Annotated in this window: 22 protein-coding genes; 14 read left to right on the plus strand and 8 right to left on the minus strand. The window is 69.5% G+C overall.

Features of this window, described 5'->3' with window-relative positions:
* Positions 1-349 precede the first annotated feature (349 nt).
* From ABGA98_RS23795 to ABGA98_RS23815, 5 genes are all read left to right on the plus strand, one after another.
* Positions 350-2,101 (plus strand): RICIN domain-containing protein, encoded by a 1,752-nt coding sequence (locus ABGA98_RS23795; RefSeq protein WP_347620597.1) that lies wholly within the window; start codon positions 350-352, stop codon positions 2,099-2,101.
* A 109-nt stretch (positions 2,102-2,210) separates the two neighbouring features.
* On the plus strand, positions 2,211-4,649 hold the full coding sequence (locus tag ABGA98_RS23800) for a glycoside hydrolase family 95 protein (protein WP_347620598.1): 2,439 nt from the start codon (positions 2,211-2,213) through the stop codon (positions 4,647-4,649).
* A gap of 206 nt (positions 4,650-4,855) precedes the next feature.
* Positions 4,856-5,290 (plus strand): SRPBCC domain-containing protein, encoded by a 435-nt coding sequence (locus ABGA98_RS23805; protein WP_347620599.1) that lies wholly within the window; start codon positions 4,856-4,858, stop codon positions 5,288-5,290.
* Positions 5,277-5,645: a metalloregulator ArsR/SmtB family transcription factor gene (locus ABGA98_RS23810; RefSeq protein ID WP_347620600.1), complete on the plus strand. Its 369-nt coding sequence runs from the start codon at positions 5,277-5,279 to the stop codon at positions 5,643-5,645. Before ABGA98_RS23805 ends, ABGA98_RS23810 begins: the two co-directional genes overlap by 14 nt.
* Entirely contained in the window at positions 5,632-6,015 is a 384-nt protein-coding gene (locus ABGA98_RS23815) for a VOC family protein (protein WP_347620601.1), read from the plus strand. The genes ABGA98_RS23810 and ABGA98_RS23815 overlap by 14 nt, the downstream gene beginning before the upstream one ends.
* Before the next feature lie 115 nt (positions 6,016-6,130).
* Here the strand turns inward: ABGA98_RS23815 and ABGA98_RS23820 are convergent, their stop codons facing one another.
* Positions 6,131-7,462 carry an aminotransferase class I/II-fold pyridoxal phosphate-dependent enzyme gene (locus tag ABGA98_RS23820; RefSeq protein ID WP_347620602.1) on the minus strand — a complete coding sequence of 444 codons (1,332 nt, stop codon included), beginning with the start codon at positions 7,460-7,462 and terminating at the stop codon, positions 6,131-6,133.
* Between the two features lie 87 nt (positions 7,463-7,549).
* Between ABGA98_RS23820 and ABGA98_RS23825 the strand changes: the two genes are divergently transcribed.
* The 6 genes from ABGA98_RS23825 to ABGA98_RS23850 all read left to right on the plus strand — a co-directional run bounded on the left by ABGA98_RS23825 (position 7,550) and on the right by ABGA98_RS23850 (position 14,796).
* Positions 7,550-8,884: an aspartate aminotransferase family protein gene (locus tag ABGA98_RS23825; RefSeq protein WP_347620603.1), complete on the plus strand. Its 1,335-nt coding sequence runs from the start codon at positions 7,550-7,552 to the stop codon at positions 8,882-8,884.
* Positions 8,885-8,894: 10 nt separating this feature from the next.
* Positions 8,895-10,346, plus strand: coding sequence for an aldehyde dehydrogenase family protein (locus ABGA98_RS23830; RefSeq protein WP_347620604.1), 1,452 nt, complete (start codon positions 8,895-8,897; stop codon positions 10,344-10,346).
* Positions 10,347-10,351: 5 nt separating this feature from the next.
* On the plus strand, positions 10,352-11,740 hold the full coding sequence (locus ABGA98_RS23835; protein ID WP_347620605.1) for an MFS transporter: 1,389 nt from the start codon (positions 10,352-10,354) through the stop codon (positions 11,738-11,740).
* On the plus strand, positions 11,691-12,533 hold the full coding sequence (locus ABGA98_RS23840) for a nitrilase-related carbon-nitrogen hydrolase (protein WP_347620606.1): 843 nt from the start codon (positions 11,691-11,693) through the stop codon (positions 12,531-12,533). Before ABGA98_RS23835 ends, ABGA98_RS23840 begins: the two co-directional genes overlap by 50 nt.
* The gene (locus ABGA98_RS23845; protein ID WP_347620607.1) at positions 12,530-14,092 is read left to right on the plus strand and encodes an amidohydrolase; all 1,563 of its coding nucleotides are present in this window, start codon (positions 12,530-12,532) and stop codon (positions 14,090-14,092) included. The genes ABGA98_RS23840 and ABGA98_RS23845 overlap by 4 nt, the downstream gene beginning before the upstream one ends.
* A gap of 197 nt (positions 14,093-14,289) precedes the next feature.
* Complete coding sequence (locus ABGA98_RS23850; RefSeq protein ID WP_347620608.1) at positions 14,290-14,796, plus strand: HAD domain-containing protein; 507 nt, start codon at positions 14,290-14,292, stop codon at positions 14,794-14,796.
* 139 nt (positions 14,797-14,935) lie between these two features.
* On the opposite strand, the gene ABGA98_RS23855 is transcribed toward ABGA98_RS23850, so the two are convergent.
* The gene (locus tag ABGA98_RS23855) at positions 14,936-15,337 is read right to left on the minus strand and encodes a MerR family transcriptional regulator (protein ID WP_347620609.1); all 402 of its coding nucleotides are present in this window, start codon (positions 15,335-15,337) and stop codon (positions 14,936-14,938) included.
* A gap of 548 nt (positions 15,338-15,885) precedes the next feature.
* On the opposite strand from ABGA98_RS23855, the gene ABGA98_RS23860 reads away from it, so the two are divergent.
* A complete protein-coding gene (locus ABGA98_RS23860; RefSeq protein WP_347620882.1) occupies positions 15,886-17,349 on the plus strand; it encodes a SulP family inorganic anion transporter in 1,464 nt (487 codons plus the stop codon).
* A 301-nt stretch (positions 17,350-17,650) separates the two neighbouring features.
* On the opposite strand, the gene ABGA98_RS23865 is transcribed toward ABGA98_RS23860, so the two are convergent.
* A complete protein-coding gene (locus ABGA98_RS23865) occupies positions 17,651-17,935 on the minus strand; it encodes a hypothetical protein (protein ID WP_347620610.1) in 285 nt (94 codons plus the stop codon).
* A 9-nt stretch (positions 17,936-17,944) separates the two neighbouring features.
* Positions 17,945-18,421, minus strand: a complete 477-nt coding sequence (locus tag ABGA98_RS23870) for a MarR family transcriptional regulator (RefSeq protein WP_347620611.1) — start codon at positions 18,419-18,421, stop codon at positions 17,945-17,947.
* Positions 18,422-18,533: 112 nt separating this feature from the next.
* Between ABGA98_RS23870 and ABGA98_RS23875 the strand changes: the two genes are divergently transcribed.
* Positions 18,534-19,637, plus strand: a complete 1,104-nt coding sequence (locus tag ABGA98_RS23875) for an epoxide hydrolase family protein (RefSeq protein WP_347620612.1) — start codon at positions 18,534-18,536, stop codon at positions 19,635-19,637.
* 230 nt (positions 19,638-19,867) lie between these two features.
* Here ABGA98_RS23875 and ABGA98_RS23880 read toward each other — a convergent pair whose 3' ends face one another.
* Complete coding sequence (locus ABGA98_RS23880) at positions 19,868-20,602, minus strand: glycerophosphodiester phosphodiesterase family protein (protein WP_347620613.1); 735 nt, start codon at positions 20,600-20,602, stop codon at positions 19,868-19,870.
* On the opposite strand from ABGA98_RS23880, the gene ABGA98_RS23885 reads away from it, so the two are divergent.
* Positions 20,589-21,398 (plus strand): DeoR/GlpR family DNA-binding transcription regulator, encoded by an 810-nt coding sequence (locus ABGA98_RS23885; protein WP_347620614.1) that lies wholly within the window; start codon positions 20,589-20,591, stop codon positions 21,396-21,398. The two genes, ABGA98_RS23880 and ABGA98_RS23885, sit on opposite strands and share 14 nt — an antisense overlap.
* On the opposite strand, the gene ABGA98_RS23890 is transcribed toward ABGA98_RS23885, so the two are convergent.
* From ABGA98_RS23890 to ABGA98_RS23900, 3 genes are all read right to left on the minus strand, one after another.
* A complete protein-coding gene (locus ABGA98_RS23890) occupies positions 21,379-21,603 on the minus strand; it encodes a hypothetical protein (protein ID WP_347620615.1) in 225 nt (74 codons plus the stop codon). The two genes, ABGA98_RS23885 and ABGA98_RS23890, sit on opposite strands and share 20 nt — an antisense overlap.
* Positions 21,603-22,874, minus strand: coding sequence for an ATP-binding protein (locus ABGA98_RS23895; protein ID WP_347620616.1), 1,272 nt, complete (start codon positions 22,872-22,874; stop codon positions 21,603-21,605). Before ABGA98_RS23895 ends, ABGA98_RS23890 begins: the two co-directional genes overlap by 1 nt.
* A 169-nt stretch (positions 22,875-23,043) precedes the next feature.
* Positions 23,044-23,391, minus strand: coding sequence for a hypothetical protein (locus ABGA98_RS23900; protein ID WP_347620617.1), 348 nt, complete (start codon positions 23,389-23,391; stop codon positions 23,044-23,046).
* Between the last annotated feature and the right edge of the window lie 216 nt (positions 23,392-23,607).

Below are 23,607 nucleotides of genomic sequence, written 5' to 3' on the forward strand. Positions count from 1 at the left end.
TCCCGTGCCGCGCAGGTGCGGGGAGAGCGGATTTGATCTTAGTTACGTTTCTTGCGGTGAGCGGTTGACGAGCCGCGTCAGAGGCCTTTACCTTCCAGCTGGAAGTGTTAGCGCGAACAACGACACCGGGAGAAGGTCCCCCGCCTGCTGCGAGGGCCGGTGCCGGACCTGTTGTTCGCGTGCCGAGGGCCGGCCGAGACATCGTTCACAGCACCTCCCGCCCCAGAAGACCGGCGCGGAGCCATTCCGGCTGGGAGCACCGCTCCCGGTGGCCGTCGTCGCTCGTGGCCACCGGGAGCCGGTGGGACCCGGAGGGCACGGATCAGCGCCGACAGCCAGAGGAGGAGACATGACGCATGGCTGGAACGAGCCCGTGAGCGGGGAACGAACCTGGCTGAGCCGGAGAAGCGCGCTGGCCACGATGGGGGCCCTGCCGGTCCTCGCGGCCATGACCTCGGGCGCGACCGCCTCGGCGGGCGCGGCCGCCACGGTGGTCATCGATCCGTCGGCACGGCGGCAGACGATCCGGGGCTTCGGCGGCATGGCCCATGCCGCCTGGATCGGCGACCTGACCGCCGCCCAGCGCGACACGGCGTTCGGCACAGGCGAGGGCCGGCTGGGGTTCTCCGTGCTGAGGATCCCCGTCCCCGAGGACCAGGCGGACTGGAGCCGTGATCTGGCGACGGCGAGGCGTGCGGTCGAGCTCGGGGCGAGCGTCATCGCGTCGCCCTGGAATCCCCCCGCCCGCATGGTCGAGACCTTCGTCCGCGGCAGTCAGACCGACGCGAGACGCCTCAGGTACGACATGTACGGCGCCTATGCCCAGCACCTGAACGACTTCACCGCCCACATGCGGAACAACGGGGTGAACCTGTACGGCATATCCGTGCAGAACGAGCCCGACTACGCGCACGAGTGGACGTGGTGGACCCCCACAGAAATGGTGCGGTTCTTACGCGAGAACGCCGGCTCGATCAGCACCAGGGTCATCGCGCCCGAGTCCTTCCAGTACCTGAAGAACATGTCGGACCCGATCCTCAACGACTCCGCGGCGCTCGCCAACGTGGACATCATCGGGGCCCACCTCTACGGCACGCCGTACGCGAACTTCCCCTATCCCCTCTTCCAGCAGAGGGGCGCGGGCAAGGAACTCTGGATGACCGAGGTCTACCACCCCAACAGCAGCGACTCGGCGGACCTCTGGCCCCAGGCGCTCGACGTGGGGGAGCACATCCACCGCGCCATGGTGGACGCCGAGTTCCAGGCGTACATCTGGTGGTACGTCCGGCGCAGTTACGGTCCCATGCGGGAGGACGGCCAGATCAGCAAGCGCGGCGCCAACATGGCGCACTTCGCCAGGTTCGTCCGCCCCGGATACGTGCGGATCGAGGCGACCGCGAACCCGGCGCCGAACGTCTACGTATCGGCGTACCTGGGCGGCGACTCCACGGTCGTCGTCGCCATCAACAAGGGGACCTCTGCGGTGAGCCAGCAGTTCAGCCTGGCGAACAGCACCGCGTCCAGCGTCTCGTCCTGGCTGACCGACGCGAGCAGGAACGTCGCGTCCCAGGGCACGACCAGCGTGTCGAACGGCTCCTTCACCGTCACGCTCCCCGCTCGCAGCGTGACGACCTTCGTGACCGGTGCGTCCAGCGCTCCCGGCGGGGTCGACACCAGCGCATGGTACGTGCTGGTGAACCGCAACAGTGGCAAGGCGCTGGACGTGTACAACCTGTCCACCGCCGATGGCGGCCGGATCACGCAATGGGCCCGCAACGACGGCAATCAGCAGCAGTGGCAGTTCGCCGACTCCGGCGGCGGCTACTACCGGCTCAGGTCCCGCCACTCCGGCAAGGTCCTGGACGTCCACAACTGGTCGACCGCCAACGGCGCCCCCATCGTCCAGTGGGCCGACCACAACGGCGCCAACCAGCAGTGGAGACTCGCCGACTCCGCCGGCGGCCACATCCGCCTCACCAACCGCAACAGCGGCAAGGCCCTCGAAGTCCAGAACGCCTCCACCGCCGACGGAGCCGACATCGTCCAGTACGACGACTGGGGCGGCGCCAACCAGCAATGGCAACTCGTGCAGATCGGTTGAACAGACCCTGCCGCCCCGGTGGTGCGCACAGACCACCCGGCCGAGGGCGGCACGGAGGGCTCGCGCCGCATGGCTGAGCCGGCCGCAACCCCAGAGAACGGGAGGCGAGATGTCTGAATTTTCGCGAAGACAAGTGCTGAGGTTCGGCGCGGCCGGAGCCGGAGCCGCGATGGTGCCGTCGCCGTGGACGGCCGCCGCCAGGGCCGCCTCGGCGCCCCCTCCGGAGGTGGCCGCCGCGAACGATCTGGCCCTGTGGTACGACGAGAGCGCCGGCACGGACTGGCTGCGAGCACTTCCGATCGGCAACGGCCGCCTGGGCGCCATGGTGTTCGGCAACGTCGGTGCCGAGCGGTTGCAGCTCAACGAGGACACGGTCTGGGCGGGCGGGCCTTACGACCAGAGCAATCCCAGGGGGGCGGCGGCGCTGGGGCGGATCCGGCAACTGGTCTTCGAGAACCAGTGGAGCCAGGCCCAGACGATGATCGACCAGAACATGCGGGGCACCCCGGCCGGCCAGCTGGCCTACCAGCTCGTCGGCGATCTGCGGCTCAGCTTCGGCGATGCCGCCGGGGTCACGGAGTACAACCGCTATCTGGACCTCACCACGGCCACCACGGCCGTGTCCTATCTGCGGAACGGCGTACGGTACCGGCGCGAGGTGCTGGCGAGCGCGCCGGACCAGGTGATCGCCATGCGCCTGACCGCTGACAGGCCCGGCTCGATCACGTTCTCCGCGACGTTCGGGAGCCCTCAGCGGACGACGCGCTCCAGCCCGGACAGGACGACCGTGGCACTCGACGGCATCTCGGGCGATATGGAAGGAGTGACCGGTTCCGTTAGATTCCTGGCCCTGGCTCGGGCCGTCACCGAAAGCGGCAGCGTCAGCAGCTCCGGCGGAACGCTGTGGGTAAGGAACGCCGACAGCGTGACCGTGCTGATCTCCATCGGCTCCAGCTACCTCGACTTCCGCGATGTCGGCGGCGACTACCAGGGCATCGCCCGGCGCCATCTCGACGCCGCCACCGGCAGAACGTACGACGACCTGCGCAGCCGGCACGTCGCCGACTTCCAGCGGCTGTTCGGGCGTACGACGCTCGACCTCGGCCGCACCGCGGCGGCCGACCAGCCGACGGACGTGCGGATCGCGCGGCACGCGAACAGCGACGACCCGCAGTTCTCGGTTCTGCTGTTCCAGTTCGGCCGATACCTGTTGATCTCCTCCTCGCGGCCGGGCACCCAGCCGGCCAACCTGCAGGGCATCTGGAATGATTCGCTGACGCCGGCGTGGGACTCGAAATACACCATCAACGCCAACCTGCCGATGAACTACTGGCCGGCCGACACCACGAACCTGCCGGAATGTTACGAGCCGGTGTTCGAGATGATCAACGAGCTCGCGGTCAGCGGCGCCCGCACGGCCCGCGTCCAGTACAACGCCGGCGGCTGGGTGGCCCACCACAACACCGACGCCTGGCGGGCGACGTCGGTCGTCGACGGCGCGTTCTGGGGCATGTGGCAGACCGGCGGCGCGTGGCTGGCCACGCTCATCTGGGACCACTACAGCTTCACCGGCGACCTGGGTTTCCTCCGGCGGTACTACCCGGCGATGAAAGGTGCCGCGCAGTTCTTCCTCGAGACCCTCGTGGAGGAGCCGAACCTGGGATATCTGGTCACCAACCCGTCGAACTCGCCTGAACTGGCCCACCATACGAACGTCAGCGTCTGCGCCGGCCCCACGATGGACAACCAGATCCTGCGGGACCTGTTCGACGGCTGCGCCAAGGCCTGCCAGGCGCTCGGCGTCGACGCCGACTTCCGGGCGCGGGTCCTGGCCGCCCGCGACCGGCTCCCGCCGATGAAGACCGGCTCGCGCGGCAACATCCAGGAGTGGCTGTACGACTGGGTCGAGACCGAGCCCGCGCACCGGCACATCTCCCACCTCTACGGCCTGCATCCCAGCAACCAGATAACCAAACGCGGCACCCCGGCGCTGTACGCCGCCGCCCGGCGGACCCTCGGACTGCGCGGCGACGACGGGACCGGCTGGTCACTCGCCTGGAAGATCAACTACTGGGCGCGGATGGAGGAAGGCGGCCGTGCGCATGCGCTGCTTCGCCTGCTGGTGAGGACGGACCGGCTCGCGCCGAACATGTTCGACCTGCATCCCCCCTTCCAGATCGACGGCAACTTCGGCGCCACGTCCGGCATCGCCGAGATGCTGCTGCAGAGCCACAACGGCGAACTGCACGTGCTGCCGGCACTGCCGGCGGCCTGGCCTGACGGAAAGGTGCGAGGTCTGCGAGGGCGCGGCGGCTACACCGTGGACACGACCTGGAGCTCCGGCGCGGCCACCGAAATCCTCATCACCTTCGACCGCGACGCGACGGTCAACGTACGCGGCCGCATGTTCACCGGGGCCTACCAGGTGATCGACACCACGACCGGCGGCAGCGTCAGCGTCACCGGACCCGAGCCTGACGTCATCGCCCTGGCCGGACGAGCCGGCCGCACTTACCGCATCACGACGTCCGGCGCGCCGACCGGCTGAGGGCTGCCGGGGCACCCAGCACGCCGATCCGGCGGCGGCCGATCTCGAGCAGGTGCGTCACAGTGGCCGGAGGTTCAGGGCCATGTCCGAGCGTCTGTGCGAGCCGGGCCGCGTAAGCCGCCCTCCGTGCCGGCTCTTGCGGGGCTGCTATAGCAACCTGTAGGTTGCCATCAATGGCAACCTACAGGTTGCGAAGGAGGGTGAGCATGGTTGCGGACGCGATCGAACGTGTGGTGGTGCTGCGGCACCCCATCGAGCGGGTGTGGACCGCGCTGACCACCGCGGAAGGGCTCTCGCGGTGGTTCGGCTCGGTGGCGGAGATAGATCTGCGGCCCGGTGGGCGCGCGTTCTTCCGCTGGGACGACCTCGACGAGGAATCCGTCGCCACCATCGCGGTGGTCGACCCACCACGCCGGTTCGCGTTCAGGTGGGCGATCGAGGGCCTGCCGGAGGATGACGCACCCCGGACGCTCGTCGACTTCACCCTGGAACCGGTGGCAGGCGGCACCCGGCTGCGCCTGGTGGAGAGCGGATTCACCCAGGCCGCCGCCGACGTGGCCCACTCCGCCCACAAGGCCAACAGCCAGGGATGGGACACGGAGCTCGTCGACCTGGAGACCTACCTCGATGCGACTGCCTGATGCGGAAGGACGGGCCGTTGCGGTGTTCGCGGCGCTCACCGATCCGACGCGGCGGGCGCTGCTGGAGGAGCTTGCCCGCGCCGGGCCCGCAACCGTCACTGATCTGGCGCGACGGTTGCCGATCAGCCGCCAGGCGATCGCCAAGCACCTGAACCAACTCGCCGAAGCGGGCCTGATCAGCTCCGGCGAACCGGTCGGCCGCCGCCATCCCTACCGGCTGGAACCAGCCGCCATTCGCACAGCCCAGGTGTGGCTGGCCAGGCTCGCCAACCGGTGGGATGACCGGCTGGACGCCCTGGAACGCGCACTGGACGCCACCGACACGAAGGAGTCAAGCAACTATGAGCAGGCCTGAATTCACCGCCGGACTGAACATCGCCATGAAGATCCCCAAGGCACAGTACGACGCCACCGTGGCCTTCTACCGAGACACTCTGGGCTTCGACGTCAAAGAAGACGACGTCTCCTACGCTCCGACCGTCTCGAGAACTCATTCGGTGCGGTTCGGCCCCAACACGCTGTGGCTCGACTGTGTCGACAACTACAGCCGGCCCGACCTGTGGCTGCAGCTCCACACCGATGACCTGGACGCGGCAGCGGCCAGACTGGCCGACATCGGTATTCACCCGTGTGACGAGGTCGAGCCCCTGGAGAACCTCGATTCCCGAACCCACTGGATCAAGAACCCGGCCGGTGTCGTACATCTGCTCGCGGAGGCCGGCTGATCCTGGCGGCAGCGGCGATATATACACCGTAAACTCTCATGGTTCACTGTGCACACCATGAGGACATCGAACACGGTGCGCCGACGGCATTGACCACGACGGCGACATACTCGGCTCAGCGGCGGCGGGTCGCGTGCGCCGCCTCGGCGATGGTCTCGGCGACGCCGTCGACGTCGTGCTGGTCGAGCGGCGCGCAGGCGACGCGGAGGAAGTCGCCGGGCAGCCGCGTCGCCATGAACGCCGAGCCGGGCGCGACCGCCACGCCGTTGAGCGCGAGCGACACCAGCGCCTGCTGCTCGTTGCGCACGCCGACCCAGAGGTTGGTGCCGTCTCTGCCGTGGGCGGTCACGCCGCGTGCGGTGAGCGCCCGCTGCAGCGCCGATCTTCGCGCGGCGTATTCCTTCCGCGCCGCGGCGACCTGCTCCTGGGGTTCCTGACCGGTGAGCAGGCGCAGCAGGACGTTCTGCAGGAGCCTGCTGGTCCAGCCGGAGCCGAGCATCCGGCGACGCAGCAGCGACATGATCGGCCCTTCGGCGCCGCCGACGGCGGCCATCCGCAGGTCAGGGCCGTGCGACTTGGAGAAGCCGCGGATGTGCACGGTCCGCTCGGGAAGGTGGTGGCCCAGGCTCACCGGCTCGGACACGGAGATCCCTGCCGAGTGGTCGTCCTCGATGATCAGTGCCGTCGAGTCGCGCAGCACCGCCGCCAGCTCCTCGGCGCGCGGCTCGTCCATGCTGTGGCCGGTGGGGTTCTGGCCGCGCGGCTGGAGGATGACGGCGTCCGCGTCGGCCTCGCGCAGCGCGGCGCCGAGGTCGCCGGGCTCGATGCCGCGGTCGTCGACGGGCAGAGCGACGACCTCGGCGCCGAACAGCTCAAGGAGGTCGAGGATCGGGGGGAAGGTCGGGTTCTCGACCACGACCCTGGTGCCGGGCCTGACGAGTCCGGACAGCAGCCGGTCCACCGCGTCCATGGCCCCGTCGACCAGCGTGAGCACCGCGGGCGGGAACGGCCAGTCCGCCCGTAACACCTCCTCCAGGCCGGGCAGCAGCGGCGGGTCGAAGTAGCTGCTCGTGCGCTGATCCCTGCTCAGCTCCTCCAGCACGGACTCCACGCGCGGCAGGAGCGCGGGATCCGGCCAGCTCTCCGACAGGTCGAGCAGGCCGGCGAAGCCCTCGGCCCGCAGCCGGCTGTATCTGGTCGGGCCGGTCAGGTTGGCGGGGGTGCGCACCACCGTGCCGCGCCGGCCGTCGGTGCGGACGAGGCCCGCCCTGAGCAGCCGCTGCCACGCCTGCGACACGGTCGCAGGGCTCACGCCGAGCTCCTGGGCGAGCTTCCTGACCGTCGGCAGCCGCGCGCCGGCCGGCAGCTCTCCGCTGGTGATCAGGCGGCCGAACGCCTTGGCGATGCCGGCCGCCGTGCGGTCGCTCACCGACGCAGAAATGTCCACAGCTCTTTGTACTATCACAAAGTTTCTATTGTCCACCGACATCGCTACACGTAATCTCATGCCACCCACCAGCGAAAGGGCGTATCAGTGACCGCGCGACAGGTGACCGACGACGACCGCCGCTACGTCTTCCACTCGTGGTCGGCACAGGACCACATTTCCCCCGTGCCAGTGGCGGGCGCGGAGGGGTCGACCTTCTGGGACTACGAGGGCAACCGCTACCTCGACTTCTCCTCCCAGTTGGTGAACTCCAACCTCGGACACGGCCACCCACGGCTGATCTCCGCGATCGGCGACCAGGCGGCCAGGCTCGCCTACGCCGCCCCCTCGTTCGCCGTGGACGTGCGGAGCGAGGCGGCCCGGATGATCGTCGAGCGGGCGCCCGAGGGCATGGCGAAGGTCTTCTTCACCAACGGCGGAGCCGAGGCCAACGAGAACGCGGTCAGGATGGCCAAGCTGTTCACCGGCCGGCACAAGGTGCTCAGCACCTACCGCTCCTACCACGGCGCAACCACCGGGGCGATCTCGCTGACCGGCGAACCACGGCGCTGGCCGAGCGAGCCGGGCCTGCCCGGCGCCGTGCACTTCTTCGGCCCCTACCCCTACCGCTCCGCCTTCTCCGCCACGAGCGCGGAGGAGGAGAGCGAGCGGGCACTGCGTCACCTGGACGAGGTGGTGACACTCGAAGGACCGCACACCGTGGCCGCGATCGTCCTGGAGACCGTGGTCGGCACCAACGGCGTCCTGGTCCCGCCGCCCGGCTACCTGCGCGGCGTGCGCGAGCTGTGCACCCGGCACGGGATCCAGCTGATCTGCGACGAGGTCATGGTCGGATTCGGCCGCGTCGGACACTGGTTCGCCTGCCAGGCGTGGGACGTCAGGCCCGACCTGATCACCTTCGCCAAGGGCGTCAACTCCGGCTACGTCCCGCTCGGCGGCGTGATCATCTCGGCCGGGGTGGCCGGGTTCTTCGGCGACCGCGCCTACCCCGGCGGGCTGACCTACAGCGGTCACCCGCTGGCCTGCGCGGTGGCGGTCGAGCACATGAAGGTCCTGGAGGAGGAGCGGATCCTGCCCCGGGTACGCGCACTCGGCGAGCGGCTGGAGACCCGGCTGGCCGAGATCGCGCAGCGGCACCCCAGCGTGGGCGAGGTGCGCGGGATGGGCCTGATGTGGGCGATCGAGCTCGTCCGCGACAGGGAGACGCGCGAGCCGCTGGTGCCGTTCAACGCCGCCGGCCAGGCCAACGAGCCGATGGCGCGGGTCGCCGCCGCCTGCCGCGAGGGCGGCGTGTGGCCGTTCACCCACTTCAACCGGTTGCACGTGGCGCCACCGCTGATCATCGAGGACGACGAGCTGGACCGCGGGCTCGCCGTCTACGACGCGGCACTCAAGATCGCCGACGAGTACGCCGCCGGCTGAGGAGGAGCACGTGTCCGAGCAACCGATGCTGATCGACGGCGAGTGGGTCACGGCAGGCAACGGCCGGTGGATCGAGGTGGAGAACCCCGGCGACCGCACCACGGTCGCCCGCGTGCCACGCGGCGACGCCGCCGACGTCGGGCGTGCGGTCGACGCGGCCGCCCGCGCCTTCCCCGCCTGGCGGGCGCGCCCGCCGCGCGAACGGGCCGATCTCTTCCGCCGCGTCGCCGACACCCTCGAACCGGAGGTGGAGAAGCTCGCCCGGCTGGTCTCGCTGGAGAACGGCAACGCGCTGCGCACCCAGTCACGCGGCGAGGCCCGGTTCGTCGTCGACTGCTTCCGCTACTTCGGCGGTCTGGCCGGCGAGGCCAAGGGCGAGACGATCCCGCTCAGCGACGCCGTACTCGACTACACCAGGCGCGAGCCGCTCGGCGTGGTCGGCGCGATCGTCCCGTGGAACGCCCCGCTGATGCTCTCCGCCCTGAAGATCGCCCCCGCGCTGATCACCGGCAACACGCTGGTGCTCAAGGTCGCCGAGGACGCCCCGCTCGCGGTGCTGGAAGTGGCCAGGATCTGCCAGGAGTTCCTGCCGGCCGGCGTGCTCAACGTCGTGACCGGTTACGGCGAGGAGGCGGGCGCGGCTCTGACCGCGCATCCCGGCGTCGCCAAGCTCAGCTTCACCGGCTCGACCTCCGTGGGCAGGCAGGTGATGCACGCCGGAGCCGACCGCGTCGCCCCGGTCTCGCTCGAACTCGGCGGCAAGAGCCCGCAACTGGTCTTCCCCGACGCCGACGAGGACTGGGTCGTCGACGGCGTGATCGCGGGCATGCGCTTCTTCCGCCAGGGCCAGTCCTGCACGGCGGGCTCGCGGCTGTTCGTCCACGAGACGGTCTTCGACTCGTTCGTCGGCAAGCTCACCAGCCGGCTGGGCTCGCTCACGGTGGGTGACCCGCTCGACGAGTCCACCGACATCGGCGCGATCGTCAACGCCAGGCAGTTCGACAAGGTCTGCGGCTACATCCGCGACGGCATGGATCAGCAGGGGGCGCGGATCGCCCTGGGCGGCCTGCCTCCGGAGCGCGGCCCGCTGTCCAAGGGCTACTTCGTCGAGCCCACGGTCTTCACCGGCGTCGCCAACGACTGGCGGATCGCGCAGGAGGAGATCTTCGGACCGGTCGTGTGCGCGATCCCGTGGCGCGAGGAGGCCGAGGTGATCGCGATGGCCAACGACACGCCGTACGGGCTGGCCGCGTTCGTCTGGACGCACGACGTGAGCCGGGCGCTGCGCACCGCGCACGCGCTCGAGGCCGGCTGGGTGCAGGTCAACCAGGGGGGCGGACAGGTGCTCGGGCAGTCCTACGGGGGTTTCAAACAGAGCGGAATCGGTCGCGAGTTCTCCCTCGAGGGGATGCTCGACAGTTACACCCAGCGCAAACACATATCCGTGAGCTTGCAGAGGTGACTCATATGTCCTCCACCTCCAACCCGCCTGCCGTACCTCCGGTACGGGTGGCGTTCGCCAGTTTCGTCGGCACCACCATCGAGTGGTACGACTACATCCTCTTCGGCACGGCCTCGGTCCTGGTGCTCAACGGGCAGTTCTTCCCCACGCTGAGCCCGGCGGCCGGCACGCTCGCCTCACTGGCCACGTTCTCGATCGCGTTCGTCGCCCGGCCGCTCGGCAGCATCCTGTTCGGCCACTTCGGCGACCGGATGAGCCGCAAGAAGATGCTCATCTGGTCGCTGCTGGGCATGGGGATCGCCACGGTCCTGGTCGGCCTGCTGCCGAACTACGACACGATCGGGATCGCCGCGCCGCTCATCCTGGTCCTCCTGCGGATCGTTCAGGGTGTGGCCGTCGGCGGCGAGTGGGGAGGCGCCGCGCTGATGGCGCTCGAACACGCGCCGCGACGCAAGCGGGCCTTCTTCGCGAGCTGGCCGCAGGCCGGGGTGCCCGCCGGGCTGCTGCTCGCGAACGGCGCGTTCTTCCTCGTGCAGAGCATGCCGGAGGAGCAGTTCCAGTCCTGGGGCTGGCGGCTGCCGTTCCTCGCGTCCGCGGCGATGATCGCGGTCGGGTTCTACGTCAGGAGCAAGGTCAGCGAGTCGCCCGAGTTCACCGAGATGCAGGAGGCGGAGGCGCGGCGCCGGCGGCAGCGCCGGGTGCCGCTGCTCGAGGTGCTGCGTGAGCACAAGCGGGCGGTGCTGATCGGCACCCTGTCCGTCGGCGTCGGCAACACCGTCTTCTACCTGTCCACCGTCTTCATGCTCGCGCACGGGCCGCAGGACCTCGGCTTCGATCGCGGCCAGATCCTCCTGATGCTCATGCTGGCCGCGGCGCTGGACATCGTCTCGCTGCCGCTGGTCGCGATGCTGGGCGACCGGATCGGGCGCAAGCGGCTGCTGCAACTCGGCGCGGTGATCGGGTTCGTCATCGGGGTGCCGATGTTCGCGCTGTTCGCCACGGGCACCGCTTGGGGCATCCTGCTGGCCGTGGTGCTCGCCCTGCCGATCGGCCACGCGTTCTCCAGCGCGGTGCTGACGAGCTTCATCCCCGGGCTGTTCCAGACCCGGGTGCGTTACACGGGCGCCGGACTGTCCTACCAGCTGAGCGGCATCGTCGCATCGGCACCCGCGCCGTTCATCGCCGCCTGGCTCTTCGAGTCGACGGGAAGCAGCCTCGCCGTCGGCGCCTACCTGTCCGTGGTGGCGGTGATCACCCTGGTGGCGGTCTCCGCCGCGCCGGCGAAGCCACTCGACGGGGAGAACACCGAGAACCGTGAAGTCACAGACGAAGGGAGTCGTCACGATGAGCAGGGTCGTCCGGGCAGCGCTGTATCAGACGCGGTGGACAGGTGATCGGGAGAGCATGATCCGGGAGCACGAGGACGCCGCGCGCCGCGCCGCCGAGCGGGGTGCGAAGGTGATCTGCTTCCAGGAACTGTTCTACGGCCCGTTCTTCTGCCAGGTGACGGACCAGCGGTTCTACGACTGGGCCGAGGCCGTGCCCGACGGGCCGGCGGTGGAGCGTTTCCGCGCGCTGGCGGCGGAGCTCGGCCTGGTCATGGTGCTCCCGGTGTACGAGGAGGAGCAGCCGGGGGTGCTCTACAACACCGCCGCGGTGATCGACGCCGACGGTTCCTTCGCCGGCAAGTACCGCAAGAGCCACATCCCGAACCTGCCGGGCTTCTGGGAGAAGTTCTACTTCCGGCCGGGGAATCTCGGTTACCCGGTGTTCGACACCGCGGTCGGCCGCGTCGGCGTCTACATCTGCTACGACCGGCACTTCCCCGAGGGCTGGCGGGCGCTCGGACTGGGCGGCGCGGAGATCGTGTTCAACCCGTCGGCGACGCATCGCGGGCTGTCGAAATACCTCTGGGAGCTGGAGCAGCCGGCCGCGGCCGTGGCCAACGCCTACTTCGTGGGCGCGATCAACCGGGTCGGCGTCGAGGAGTACGGCGACAACGACTTCTACGGCACCTCCTACTTCGTCGGCCCGGAGGGGAAGGTCATCGGCGACACAGCGAGCGACACCGACCCCGACCTCGTCGTCCAGGACCTCGACCTGGACGAGATCAGGCGGATCAGGGATCGCTGGGCCTTCTACCGCGACCGCAGGCCCGAGTCCTACGGTGCCGTGGTGGCGCCGTGAAGCTGTTCACGGCGCGGCGGATCCTGGCCCTGGACGGCACCGAGCCCGAGGCGTTCGCCGTCGAGGACGGCGTCGTGGTCGCGACGGGGACGCGGGCCGCCCTGACCCGACGGCAACCGGGCGCGGAACAGGTCGACCTCGACGGCGCGCTGGTGGTGCCCGGGTTCAACGACGCGCACTGCCACGTCTCGCAGGCCGCGCTCGCCAGGGTCCGCGTCGACCTGACGGGCGCGGCCGGCGCCGCGGAGGTCGCCGCCGCCCTGCGGGCCAGGGCCGCCCGGACGCCGCCCGGCGCGTGGGTCGTCGGGCAGCCGCTGGACGATCGCCTCATCCCCGGCGTCGACCGCGACTTCCTCGACGCCGTCTCGCCCGATCACCCCGTCGTGCTGATCCACTACTCCTTCCACCGGGCGGTGGTGAACAGCAGGGCGCTCGAACTGCTGGGCTACCGCACCGCCGCGGACGCGCCGGACGGCGGGCAGCTCATGACCGACGCCGCCGGCCGGCTCGACGGCCGGCTGCTCGAACGCGCCTGGCTCGACCCGTGGCTGCCAGGACCGCGGCGCGACACCATCGCGCCGGCCGGCGAACTCGCCGCGCAGGTGGCCGCGCTGGCGGAGGTGAACGACGAACTGCACCGGGCCGGGATCACCTCCTACTGCGACGCGATCGTCACCCCGGTGGAGCAGCGGATGTACACCGAGGCACGGGACCGCGGCGCGCTCACGCCGCGGGTGAGCATGCTGCTGTGGCACACCTACTTCGACCCCGCGACCTGGCCCGGCCAGGAGGCAGACCAGCGGCTGCAGCTGAGCGGGGTGAAGATGATGTACGACGGCGCGCTGTCCGGCGGCACCTGCCTGTGCCGCCACCCCTACCCGAGCAGCACGGGCACGGACAACGGCCTGCAGATCCTCACCGACGAGGAGTTCGCCGGCCGGGTGCGCGCCGTGGCTTCCGCGGGAGCGCGGGTCGCGGTGCACGCCAACGGCGACCTGGCGATCAGCAAGCTGCTCGACGTCTTCGCATCGCTGCCCGCCACCGGGGCCGGCCACCGCATCGAGCACTGCAGCATCGTGGACGACGAGATCATCGCCAGGCTGGTCGCGCTCGGCGTCACGCCGGTGCCGTTCTCCGCCTTCGCCCATCTGTACGGCGAGGCGCTCACCGGCTTCTACGGCGAGGAGCGGGCCGGCCGGATCTGCGCGCACCGTTCGCTGCTGGACGCCGGGCTGGAGGTCGCCGGCTCGTCCGACTACCCCATCGTGCCCATCGACCCGCTCCTCGGCGTGCAGAGCATGGTCACCCGCAGGTCGGCCGCGGGCCTGGACTTCGGCCCCGCTCAGCGGCTCGGCGTGATCGAGGCGCTCGGCGTCTACACGCACGGCTCGGCGCACGCCACAGGCGACGGGCACCGGAGAGGCCGGCTCTCTCCCGGCCAGGTGGCCGACTTCGTCGTCCTCGACGCCGACCTGACCGCCGTCGAGCCCGACGAGATCGCGGCCACCCGGGTGCGCTCGACCTGGGTGGGCGGCGAGCGGGTGTGGTCGTCCGGATGACCGCGGGGGCGCCGAGTCTCACCGACCGGCCGCGGCCGGGCAGACGCGCTCGGACGCGATCGGTGGCAGCATGGCCTTCATGCCCCAGCCTCTGGCCGAGGAAGGACCCGGTCATCGTGTGGCGCGTCATCGACGCACCCGCGCGGTGGCGGACCTGTCATCGATGATCAGCGGTGCGGCCGAAGGGATGGGCGACCGTGGCTGAAGACCCCCACCCTCTGATCTTGTTGGACGTGGATGGCGTCCTCAACCCTTGGCACCGGCAGGGTCCGCACTGGCTGAGCGTGAAGGCCGTCTGCGACGGTGTCACCTACCCGGTGGTGCTGAACCCCGAGCACGGCCCCATGCTGCTCCAACTCGCTCAGGAGACGGACGCCGAACTGGTGTGGGCCACCACATGGGAGGATCAGGCGAACCGTGAGATTGGCCCGCTGGTCGGCTTACCCGAACTCCCGGTGATCGCGGTGAACTCTGGGCCCGGCGCACCGCACGTCCACCCGAAGACTCCGCCTGTCGCCGCCTACGTCAACCGCCGTCCGTTCGTGTGGTTCGATGACGACCTCGAACGCGCCGACCGGCTGTATCTGAGATCCCATGAGAACGTGGACCGGTTCCGCATCATCGACGTCGGCGCGCGGAAAGGACTCCGGGCGCTGCACGTTGAGCAGGCAGCGGAGTGGCTAAGCCGTGCGTCCACGGCGTGAATCGGTGTGATCGTTGTCCGGTCCGGCCTGTTCGCCCGGATCCTGGCCGACAGAATGTGAATGATGGCTCATCCGGCCCTGGGCGTTCTGCCGGCTTTATTGATGACTGTGTCGAGGGCGGGCGAGCCCGGCCCGCTGGTCAGGCAGTGCCGCCGGTCAGCCGGCCGGCGCGGCGCCGCAGGTCGGTGGCGAACTCCTCGGCTTTGCTCAGCTGCGCGCGCAAGGCTTCACAGCGCTCGCGGGTGGCCTGCTCGAAGTGGCCGAGCCGGGCCAGCAACTGCTCGCGCTCGGCCCTCTCCGGGGCCGTCGCGCCGCTGGCGTCGAGCCGGTCGGTGATGGACAGCAGCTCGCCCATCTCCTCCAGGGTGAAGCCGAGCGGTTTCATCCGGCGGATCACCATCAGCCGGGCGACGTCGGCCTCGGTGTAGAGGCGGAAGCCGCCCTGGCTGCGCGCCGAGGGCCGCACCAGCCCCACCTCGTCGTAGTGGCGGATGGTCCGCAGTGACAGCCCGGTTCGCGCCGCCACCTGCCCGATGTGCATGTGATCTCCGCCACCGTCCGGCGAGGCCGGGACGTCGTCTCCGGTGGCGGAAAGCGCCGGTCGGTCCATCTTCTGCACGACCTCACTGCTCAGCTGGTAGGGCGGTGCGGGTCGTCACACCCGCTCCCACCGAATCTCTACCTTAACGTTAGGGTAGAGTTGTCGATGGGCGGACCAAGTCGGATGTCCCGGCGCAGGCCGGGCAGCCCATCACTTTGGCACATCCCCGGCCCGACGACCCTGTATCGGCGCCATCCGAGCGCCCCTTCTTCGCACGGTAAGGAACATCGACGCGCGCATGCCCTTGATCGCCACCGCTTGCTTCCCGCCGTGACCCGCCCTCGGTAGCCCCGCCCACGTCCCCCGGCCTGCCCCCTCTGATGCGGGGCACGCCCCGCGAGCGTGCCCCGCGGCCCTCTGCCCGGCCGCCACCTCACCCGCTGCCGCCGTGCCTGGTGGCGTGTTGCCCGCCGGCCCGTGTGGGGCCGATCCATGTTGAAGGACGTCTGTTGCCCAGTTCCTCTGTGCCCGCCCGCCCGTCTGCGACCCTGGCCGGCCGCCCGGCCTGGCTGACACCCTCGGTGGCCCGTACCGAGATCCTGTCCGGCCTGGTCGTCGCGCTCGCCCTCATCCCTGAGGCGATCTCGTTCTCCATCATCGCCGGGGTGGACCCCAGCGTCGGCCTGTTCGCCTCGTTCACCATGGCGGTCGTCATCGCCATCGCCGGCGGCCGCCCCGCCATGATCTCGGCCGCCACCGGCGCGATCGCGCTGGTCGTCGCGCCGCTGGCGCGCGAATACGGCTTCGGCCACCTGATCGCCACCGTCATCCTCGGCGGCCTCATCCAGGTCGCGCTCGGCGCGCTCGGCGTGGCCAAGCTGATGCGGTTCGTGCCGCGCAGCGTCATGGTCGGCTTCGTCAACGCCCTGGCCATCCTGATCTTCATGGCGCAGGTGCCCGAACTGGTCGACGTGCCGTGGACGGTGTATCCGCTGGTGGCCGCAGGGCTGGCGCTGATGGTGTTCTTCCCCCGCCTGACCAAGGCGGTCCCGGCTCCGCTGGTGTCCATCGCCGCGCTGACCGCCATCACCGTCGGTGCCGCGCTGGCCGTGCCGACCGTGGGCGACCGCGGTGCGCTGCCGTCCGCGCTGCCCGTGCCCGGCCTGCCGGACGTGCCCTTCACCCTGGACACCCTGACCCTCATCGCCCCGTACGCGCTGGCCTTCGCCCTGGTCGGGCTGATGGAGTCGCTGATGACCGCCAAACTGGTGGACGACATCACCGACACCCGCTCCTCCAAGACCCGCGAGTCCATCGGCCAGGGCATCGCCAACATCGTCACCGGCTTCTTCGGCGGCATGGGCGGCTGCGCCATGATCGGTCAGACCATGATCAACGTGAAGAACGGTGCCCGCACCCGGCTGTCCACCTTCACCGCCGGCGTCATGCTCATGGTGCTGTGCATCGTCTTCGGCCCCTGGGTGTCGCAGATCCCGATGGCAGCCCTGGTCGCCGTCATGATCCTGGTCTCGTTCGGCACGTTCGACTGGCACTCCGTCGCCCCCTCCACGCTCAAGCGCCTGCCCGCCGGCGAGACCGCCGTCATGGTGATCACGGTCGCCGTCGTGGTCGTCACGCACAACCTGGCCGTCGGCGTGGTCGTCGGCTCCCTGACGGGCCTGATCATCTTCGCCCGCCGCGTCGCCCACCTGGCCCAGGTCTCCGCCGTCATCGACCCGGATGGTGGCCAGGTCGTCTACGCCGTCACCGGTGAGCTGTTCTTCGCCTCCAGCAACGACCTGGTCTCCCAGTTCGACTACGCGGAAGACCCCGGCGACGTGGTCATCGACCTGACCGACGCCCACATCTGGGATGCCTCCTCCGTGGCCGCCCTGGACGCCGTCGAGTCCAAGTACGCCGCCCGCGGCAAGACCGTGCGGATCATCGGACTGAACCAGGCCAGCGCCAAGATGCACGCCACCTTGTCCGGCGAACTGTCCGGCAGCCACTGACGCCCTCGCCGCTCCCGCAACGGCGCGCCTCGCCAAGACCTGCGCGCACTTGGCTCGCCGCGCCCATCGCCGCAGCACCGCCCGCTCGGCATCGGACACCGTCAGCTCCGCCCTGGGGCGGCCCGTGCGCATGTCGTCGACCAGCGCCTCATCTCTACCGGCGAGAACACGGAGCTACGTTCGAACAGGTCGGCACTGGAGGCGTGAACCCGCGACGTGCTCTGCGCGGGACGCCATACCTGTGCGACTTCGGGCGCATACCTGCGGTAGATCGGATCGAACGCGGCGCTGACACCCTCGTTCAGCGTGATCTGGCGTGGAACCCCGGGCGTTCACTGTTTACGGCCGAGAAGCTGACTGCGGTTGAGGTCCAGGACCGCGCGATGGTCCCACCCACGTTCAGCACCTCGGCTGCCTTGCCGGTGCCGCATCCGACGTCGAGAACCGTCGTCGGCTGCGGGCCGGCCAGGTCATCGATCAGTTCGCGTGGGTACGTCAGACGGTAGCGGTCGTACTGCTCCGCCGCGGCACCGAATGACCCGGCCCGTTCGTGATCGAGATGGAGCTCCTGAGGTGCATCTGGCATGGGGCCACGCTACTGAGCCCCCTCGGTGGTGCCGGTTCGCCGGTTGTGGTGGTCCAACAGTACGGACAGCAGCTGGGTCAACCGCTGTCGCTCCTCCAGTGACAGCGGAGCCAGCAGCTCGTCCTGGGTTTCGGCCAGTTGCTTCTCCAGTCGCCGCAGCTGCCGTTTGCCCGCGGTGGTCAGCGAAATGATGTTGCGCCGCCGGTCGGAGGGGTCCGGAGCGCGCTCGACCAGTTTGCGATCGGCGAGTTCGTTGATCGCCGCGACCATGTCGCTGAGGTGGATGCCACTACGGCGGCCCAGCGCGGCCTGGCTGGCCGGGCCGAACTCCTCCAGCGTCGCCAGCAGGCGGTAGTGGTAGCCGCGCGCCTGCACCGCCGAGAATCCGTCGCCCACCAGACGCTGAGCGTGGCCGGCGGTCTGCGTGAGCAGCCAGCTGGGCAGGCTCTCCCACCTGGCAGGCGTCTTCTCGGATGGGTTCTCCATGTGAGAAGTCTAACGAACCGTTAGAGGCACGAACGATCGTGATATCGTTCGTTTAGCAAACGTTTGTGACATGAACGTTTGTTCAGCGAACGAACCGTCCGGAGTTGAGAGCATGATCAAGCCGTTCCGCATCGACATCCCCCAGGCCGACCTCGACGACCTGACCGACCGGCTCTCCCGCACCCGTTGGCCCAACGAGGTCGCCGACGCCGGGTGGGACTACGGCTTCCCGCTGGCGCGGCTCAAGGAACTGGTCGAATACTGGAGCGCCGGCTACGACTGGCGCGAGCACGAGGCCAAGCTCAACGAGCTTCCGCACTTCACCACCGAGATCGAGGGGCAGAACATCCACTTCGTCCACGTCCGGTCGTCGAAACCGGACGCGCTCGCGCTCATCCTCACCCACGGCTGGCCCGGTTCGTTCCTGGAGTTCCTCGACGTGATCGAGCCACTGTCGCGCGACTTCCACCTGGTGATTCCGTCCATCCCGGGTTACGGCTTCTCCGGGCCGACCCATGAGCGCGGCTGGGATATCGTCCGGGTCGCGCGGGCCTGGGCCGAGCTGATGCGCCGTCTCGGCTACGAGCGCTACGGCGCGCAGGGCGGCGACTTCGGCGCGGGCATCTCGATGGCGCTCGGCGCGGAGGCACCCGAGCAGGTCGTCGGGGTACACGTCAACTACCTGCCGACCCGGCCGGTCCCGGACGCCGACATCGAGCTGTCCGAAACCGATGAGGCCCGGCTGGACAAGGTCAGGCAGCTGATGGCGAATCGTCCGCCGTACCAGGCTCTGCAGGCCCTCACCCCGCAGACGATCGGCTATGCGCTGACCGACTCGCCGGTCGGCCAGCTGGTCTGGATCGCCGAGCGCTTCGCACAGTGGACGGACCCTCGCTCGCAGATCAGTGACGAGCGCATGCTCACCGACATCTCGCTGTACTGGCTGACCGTCACCGCGGCTTCCTCGGCGCGGTTGTCCCGCGAGACTCCGCGGCGGACCGAGCCGTGCCCGGTACCGGTCGGCGTGGCGGTGTTCCCCCACGACATCACCCAGCCGGTACGACCGCTGGCCGAGCGGCTGTACGACATCAGGCACTGGTCGGAGTTCGAGCGCGGCGGCCACTTCGCCGCGATGGAGGTACCGGACCTGCTCGCCGAGGACATCCGCGACTTCTTCCTTGGCCACACGTCCAACCAATTGAGGAGGCCGTCATGACCAGCACCGAAACCCTGATCCCGCACTCGCCGGCCGCGTCGAACTCGCCGACCTGGTCGCCCGTCACAGCTGGCGCTTCGACCGCCTCGTGGTCACCCCCGTCGCGCGGATCGACGCCCAGCCATGCGGCCGCCGTCAGGTAGGACTCCGGATCGGGCTTCGGGCGCGTCACCTCGTCGCCGCAGAGCACGGTGTCGAACATGCCGGGATCGAGCCGGGCCAGCAGCTCGTCAACCAGTACGCGGGAGGGCCTCGGCGAGCCAGCGTCGCGCCGTACGGGGATCGTCGCTGGTCGTCCCGTCCACGCCGAGCTCAAGCCAGTACCGCAGGTCGTCCTCGTCGCGGGTGGGCCAGCCATGCACCGGGAAGCCCTCGTCGTGCAGCTGCCGGACGACTTCGGCGGTCAGCCCTTCCGCGCCGCTGTGGATCCGGCAGGACCCGGTGTCCTCGATCAGTTTCCGGTAACCGCCCGGGTGGGACTCGGCGGTGGTCCACTTGGACACGATGATGCCCCGCGGGATCTCCGGCAGCTTCTCGGCCACGGTGGCCATCGCCTCGACCGAGAAACCGGTCAGGATCGTCCGCTCGGCGTAGCCGGGATGGCGGAGGAAGAAGCCGGCCAGACCGTCGATGGCGGCCAGATCCTTGATCTCCAGCTGCACGAGCCGCGTCGTCGCCTGATACATCTGCTCCAGCGTGGGCACCCGCTCACCCCCGCCCACGTCGACCGAGCTGATCTCCGACCAGGTCAGCTCCGCGACGGGGCCCAGATCCTTGCCGGCCGGCTCGGCCGCGACCCGGTCCAGGGTGGCGTCGTGCAGCATGAAGAGCTGCCCGTCGGAACTGATCCGTACGTCGGTCTCCAGCTCGTCGACGCCGACCTCCTCCGCCACGCGGTAGGACGCGATGGTGTTCTCGGGTGCTTCGGCCATGGCGCCGCGGTGTCCGACGATGGCAAATGCCACGATCTTCCTTTCTCGCCGAGACTGTCGCGTGCCGGTGGAATCTCGTGCGGGCAGCCGGCGGAGCGGCGGCACGAGAGGATCAGGGTCAGGACGCCACCAGCCGCCGATACTTCGGCAGCACCCGCTGGATGGCCGGGTCGAGATTCCGGGTCGCCTCGCGCAGCGCCTCGCCCGGGTCGGCGTTGGAGGCGTACACCTTCTGCAGCACGATCAGCATCTCGGAGATCGTCGCCTCCGGTCGGCACGCCCGGCGCGTCCTTTTCACGGCCGTGCCTTCGATCGTCAGCAGCGGATCCTCAGCTATGTCAGGAGCGAAGGCCGCGCAGTCGTCTCCGACATCGCCGACCTGTTCTCGATCTCGCCCGCGACGCTGCGCCGGGACCTGCGGGCGCTTGAGGCGCAGCGGCTGATCGCCCGGTCCTACGGCGTTTTCTACCCCACGGACATCGGCCGTTACGAGACGCCGGTGGAGCACCGGCGCAAGGCCAAGACCGAGGAGCGGCTGATGATCGCCGAAGCCGCGGTTGCCATGATGGTCGACGTCGACACGGTGTTCCTCGACGAGGGAGCGCTGCCGGAGGATCTGGTCGGGCCGATGCGCCGGCTGCAGCGGATGACCGTCGTGACCCGATCGCTGACCATCGCCGCCGAACTCAACCGTCAGACCGACCACGACGTCATCATGGTCGGCGGCCGGCTACGACCGAAGACCATGGGCCGCCTCCAGCGCCGCCTCTGGGGCGGCATGACAGCACGGCCACCGACCAGGACACCCCTCACACGTGCAGGACGGTGACCTGGCGGCCGGACGGGGTGGTGGCCTGTTCGAAGCCGCCTCGTTCCTTCCAGGGTGGGGCTTCGGGGCGGCGGTCGAAGATGACCAGGACGCCGGTGGGCAGGGTGAGGCGGTCGAGGTAGCGGTCGAGCTGGGCCAGGCCCTCGGGCTCGGGGTCGTCCGCGCCGGGTCGCCAGACCTTGAGTTCCATGGCTTCGCGTTGCATCAGATGTTTACCGTCGGGGCCGGGGTAGGGCCAGCGTGGTCGAGGTGGCCGCCGCCGTTGACCAGGCGGTGCAGGAAGGCCATGAGGGTGATCTGGCAGGCGGCTTCGTGGTAGCCCTCCTGCTGGATGAGGACCTCGCCGTGTTCGCGCCAGAACACGACGAACTCCTCCAGCAGGCGTGGCAGGTCGAACCGGCCGTCGGGGAGCACGAAGCTGTGCGGGTCGGCGCGTACGAACCGCTCGGTGCGGTCGCCCAGCACCCGGAGCAGGGCCTCCCGGTAGATGGGGTTGGCGATCTCCAGGTCTCTGGTCCCCCGGATGAGGCCGAGGTCGTGTACGTAGGAGGCGGCATGGTCGAAGGCGATGTCCGTGCCCGGCGACGTGCCGGCCACGATCGGTTCGATCACTTGCTTGACCTGGGGGTCGTGCAGCCGGGCCACGAGGGAGTCCAGGTGGGTGGCGCGCGCCCGGATCAGCCGCTCCTTCGCGTCCTCTACCTGCCTGTCGCCGATCGTCCCGGTCACCCTCATCTCGGTGATGATCTCATCAGCGAGGGCGTTGACCAGCCAGGGTTGTCCCTGGGTCAGCTCGAAGACCCGGTCCACCGCGTCCTTGGTGAACTCCTGGCCGGTCGCCTGGGTGTGCTGGTCGTACAGTTCGGCAATTTGATCGGTGGTGAAGTCGCTCAGGCGCAGTGAGTCAGCGAGGATGTTGAACGGGCTGGCCGGGCTGAATCGTGTGGGGTGGCCGCCGGAGGCGACCTTGTAGTCGCGCAGGTCGCGCAAGCCGCACAGCACTACCGAGGCGGGGAATGGACGCCCCTCCGATCGTACGTTGTGGCCGTGGCGGAGTTGGCTGAGGACGCTGACCAGGCTGGTGCCCTGCAGCGCGTCGATCTCGTCGAGGAACAGCACCACCCGGCGCGGGCAGCGGCGGCACCACGCGCTCAGCGCCTTACGGAACCGGCTGCCCACCTGGGCCTGCGGCCAGGGGTCAGGCGGCAGTAGTTCGTCGGGCCATCCCGAACCCTCGGCAGCCTCGCGGAGTGTATCCAGCAGAACCGCTTCCGTGAGAGCAACATCGTCACCGGCCGTTTTGGCGTCCTCGCAGGAGAACATCAGCGCCGCGATGTCGCCCTCGGCGGTCAATTCGGACGCCAGAGCAGCCAGCGTGGTCGTCTTCCCGGTCTGCCGGGGCGCGTGCAGCACGAAGTAGCGGTCCATCACGATGAGCACGCGCGCCTCGGGCAGCCGTGGTGCGGGGGGCAGCATGTAGTGAAGCTGCGGATCACAGGGGCCGGTGGTATTGAAATATCTTGCTCGGGGTGGCGACATGGTCACATTCTGTCACCATCCTGGTGTGGGGACCCGAAGATCCTCATGCGGGCCTCCGCCAGCTTTCCGGAAGATCCGGGGTGTCTCGCACGTCACCGCCCGGCGGTCACCGTGCCCATGGAGGTCGCCGTCGCACGAGGTCGGCGCTCGGGACCCGGCTGAGCTGCACGTCCTCCTTGTTGGTGCCGTAGGCCGCGTACAGGAAGCCCCGCCACACCTGCTCTTCGGACAGCTGTACCCGGCCGACTTGTACAGGCCCTCGTAGCGGCGCGGCCGCAGGTGCTCGGCTCCAGCTCGCGGCTGATCGCCGGATGTTGGGCTGGTTGGTGAAGGCGCCCTGCTTCCAGCCGGTGGCGCCGAGCGGGTCGTCGGTGTAGTACGGCTTGACGAACAGGCCGGGCTGCACCTGGAAGGCGGTCAGCAGCCGCCCGGCTCGCACACCGTCGAATGGCACCTGCGTAAGGTCTTCGCCAAGCTCGGCATCGCCTCCCGCCAGCAGATCAGCACCACGCTCCTCGACAACGCGGCGGCTACGGCATGGCGGGCGACCGATCGCATCCCGACATGACCGGGCGCGCCGTCGTGCAGGTGGGGCGTTCCGTTACAGACCGCCGGCCGTCCCCTGCGCGGGACTGCGGAAAGAGCCTCACAGTAAGTGACATCTGAATTA

This window comes from Nonomuraea sp. B1E8 (assembly GCF_039871515.1).
GTDB lineage: Bacteria > Actinomycetota > Actinomycetes > Streptosporangiales > Streptosporangiaceae > Nonomuraea.

Coding starts and splice junctions, on each gene's coding strand:
- ABGA98_RS23885 (WP_347620614.1), top strand. CDS start 20,589: ATGGCAAATGCCACGATCTTCCTTTCTCGCCGAGACTGTCGCGTGCCG.
- ABGA98_RS23835 (WP_347620605.1), top strand. CDS start 10,352: ATGTCCTCCACCTCCAACCCGCCTGCCGTACCTCCGGTACGGGTGGCG.
- ABGA98_RS23795 (WP_347620597.1), top strand. CDS start 350: ATGACGCATGGCTGGAACGAGCCCGTGAGCGGGGAACGAACCTGGCTG.
- ABGA98_RS23840 (WP_347620606.1), top strand. CDS start 11,691: ATGAGCAGGGTCGTCCGGGCAGCGCTGTATCAGACGCGGTGGACAGGT.
- ABGA98_RS23855 (WP_347620609.1), bottom strand. CDS start 15,337: ATGCACATCGGGCAGGTGGCGGCGCGAACCGGGCTGTCACTGCGGACC.
- ABGA98_RS23865 (WP_347620610.1), bottom strand. CDS start 17,935: ATGCCAGATGCACCTCAGGAGCTCCATCTCGATCACGAACGGGCCGGG.
- ABGA98_RS23800 (WP_347620598.1), top strand. CDS start 2,211: ATGTCTGAATTTTCGCGAAGACAAGTGCTGAGGTTCGGCGCGGCCGGA.
- ABGA98_RS23870 (WP_347620611.1), bottom strand. CDS start 18,421: ATGGAGAACCCATCCGAGAAGACGCCTGCCAGGTGGGAGAGCCTGCCC.
- ABGA98_RS23815 (WP_347620601.1), top strand. CDS start 5,632: ATGAGCAGGCCTGAATTCACCGCCGGACTGAACATCGCCATGAAGATC.
- ABGA98_RS23805 (WP_347620599.1), top strand. CDS start 4,856: ATGGTTGCGGACGCGATCGAACGTGTGGTGGTGCTGCGGCACCCCATC.
- ABGA98_RS23875 (WP_347620612.1), top strand. CDS start 18,534: ATGATCAAGCCGTTCCGCATCGACATCCCCCAGGCCGACCTCGACGAC.
- ABGA98_RS23890 (WP_347620615.1), bottom strand. CDS start 21,603: ATGCAACGCGAAGCCATGGAACTCAAGGTCTGGCGACCCGGCGCGGAC.
- ABGA98_RS23810 (WP_347620600.1), top strand. CDS start 5,277: ATGCGACTGCCTGATGCGGAAGGACGGGCCGTTGCGGTGTTCGCGGCG.
- ABGA98_RS23895 (WP_347620616.1), bottom strand. CDS start 22,874: ATGCTGCCCCCCGCACCACGGCTGCCCGAGGCGCGCGTGCTCATCGTG.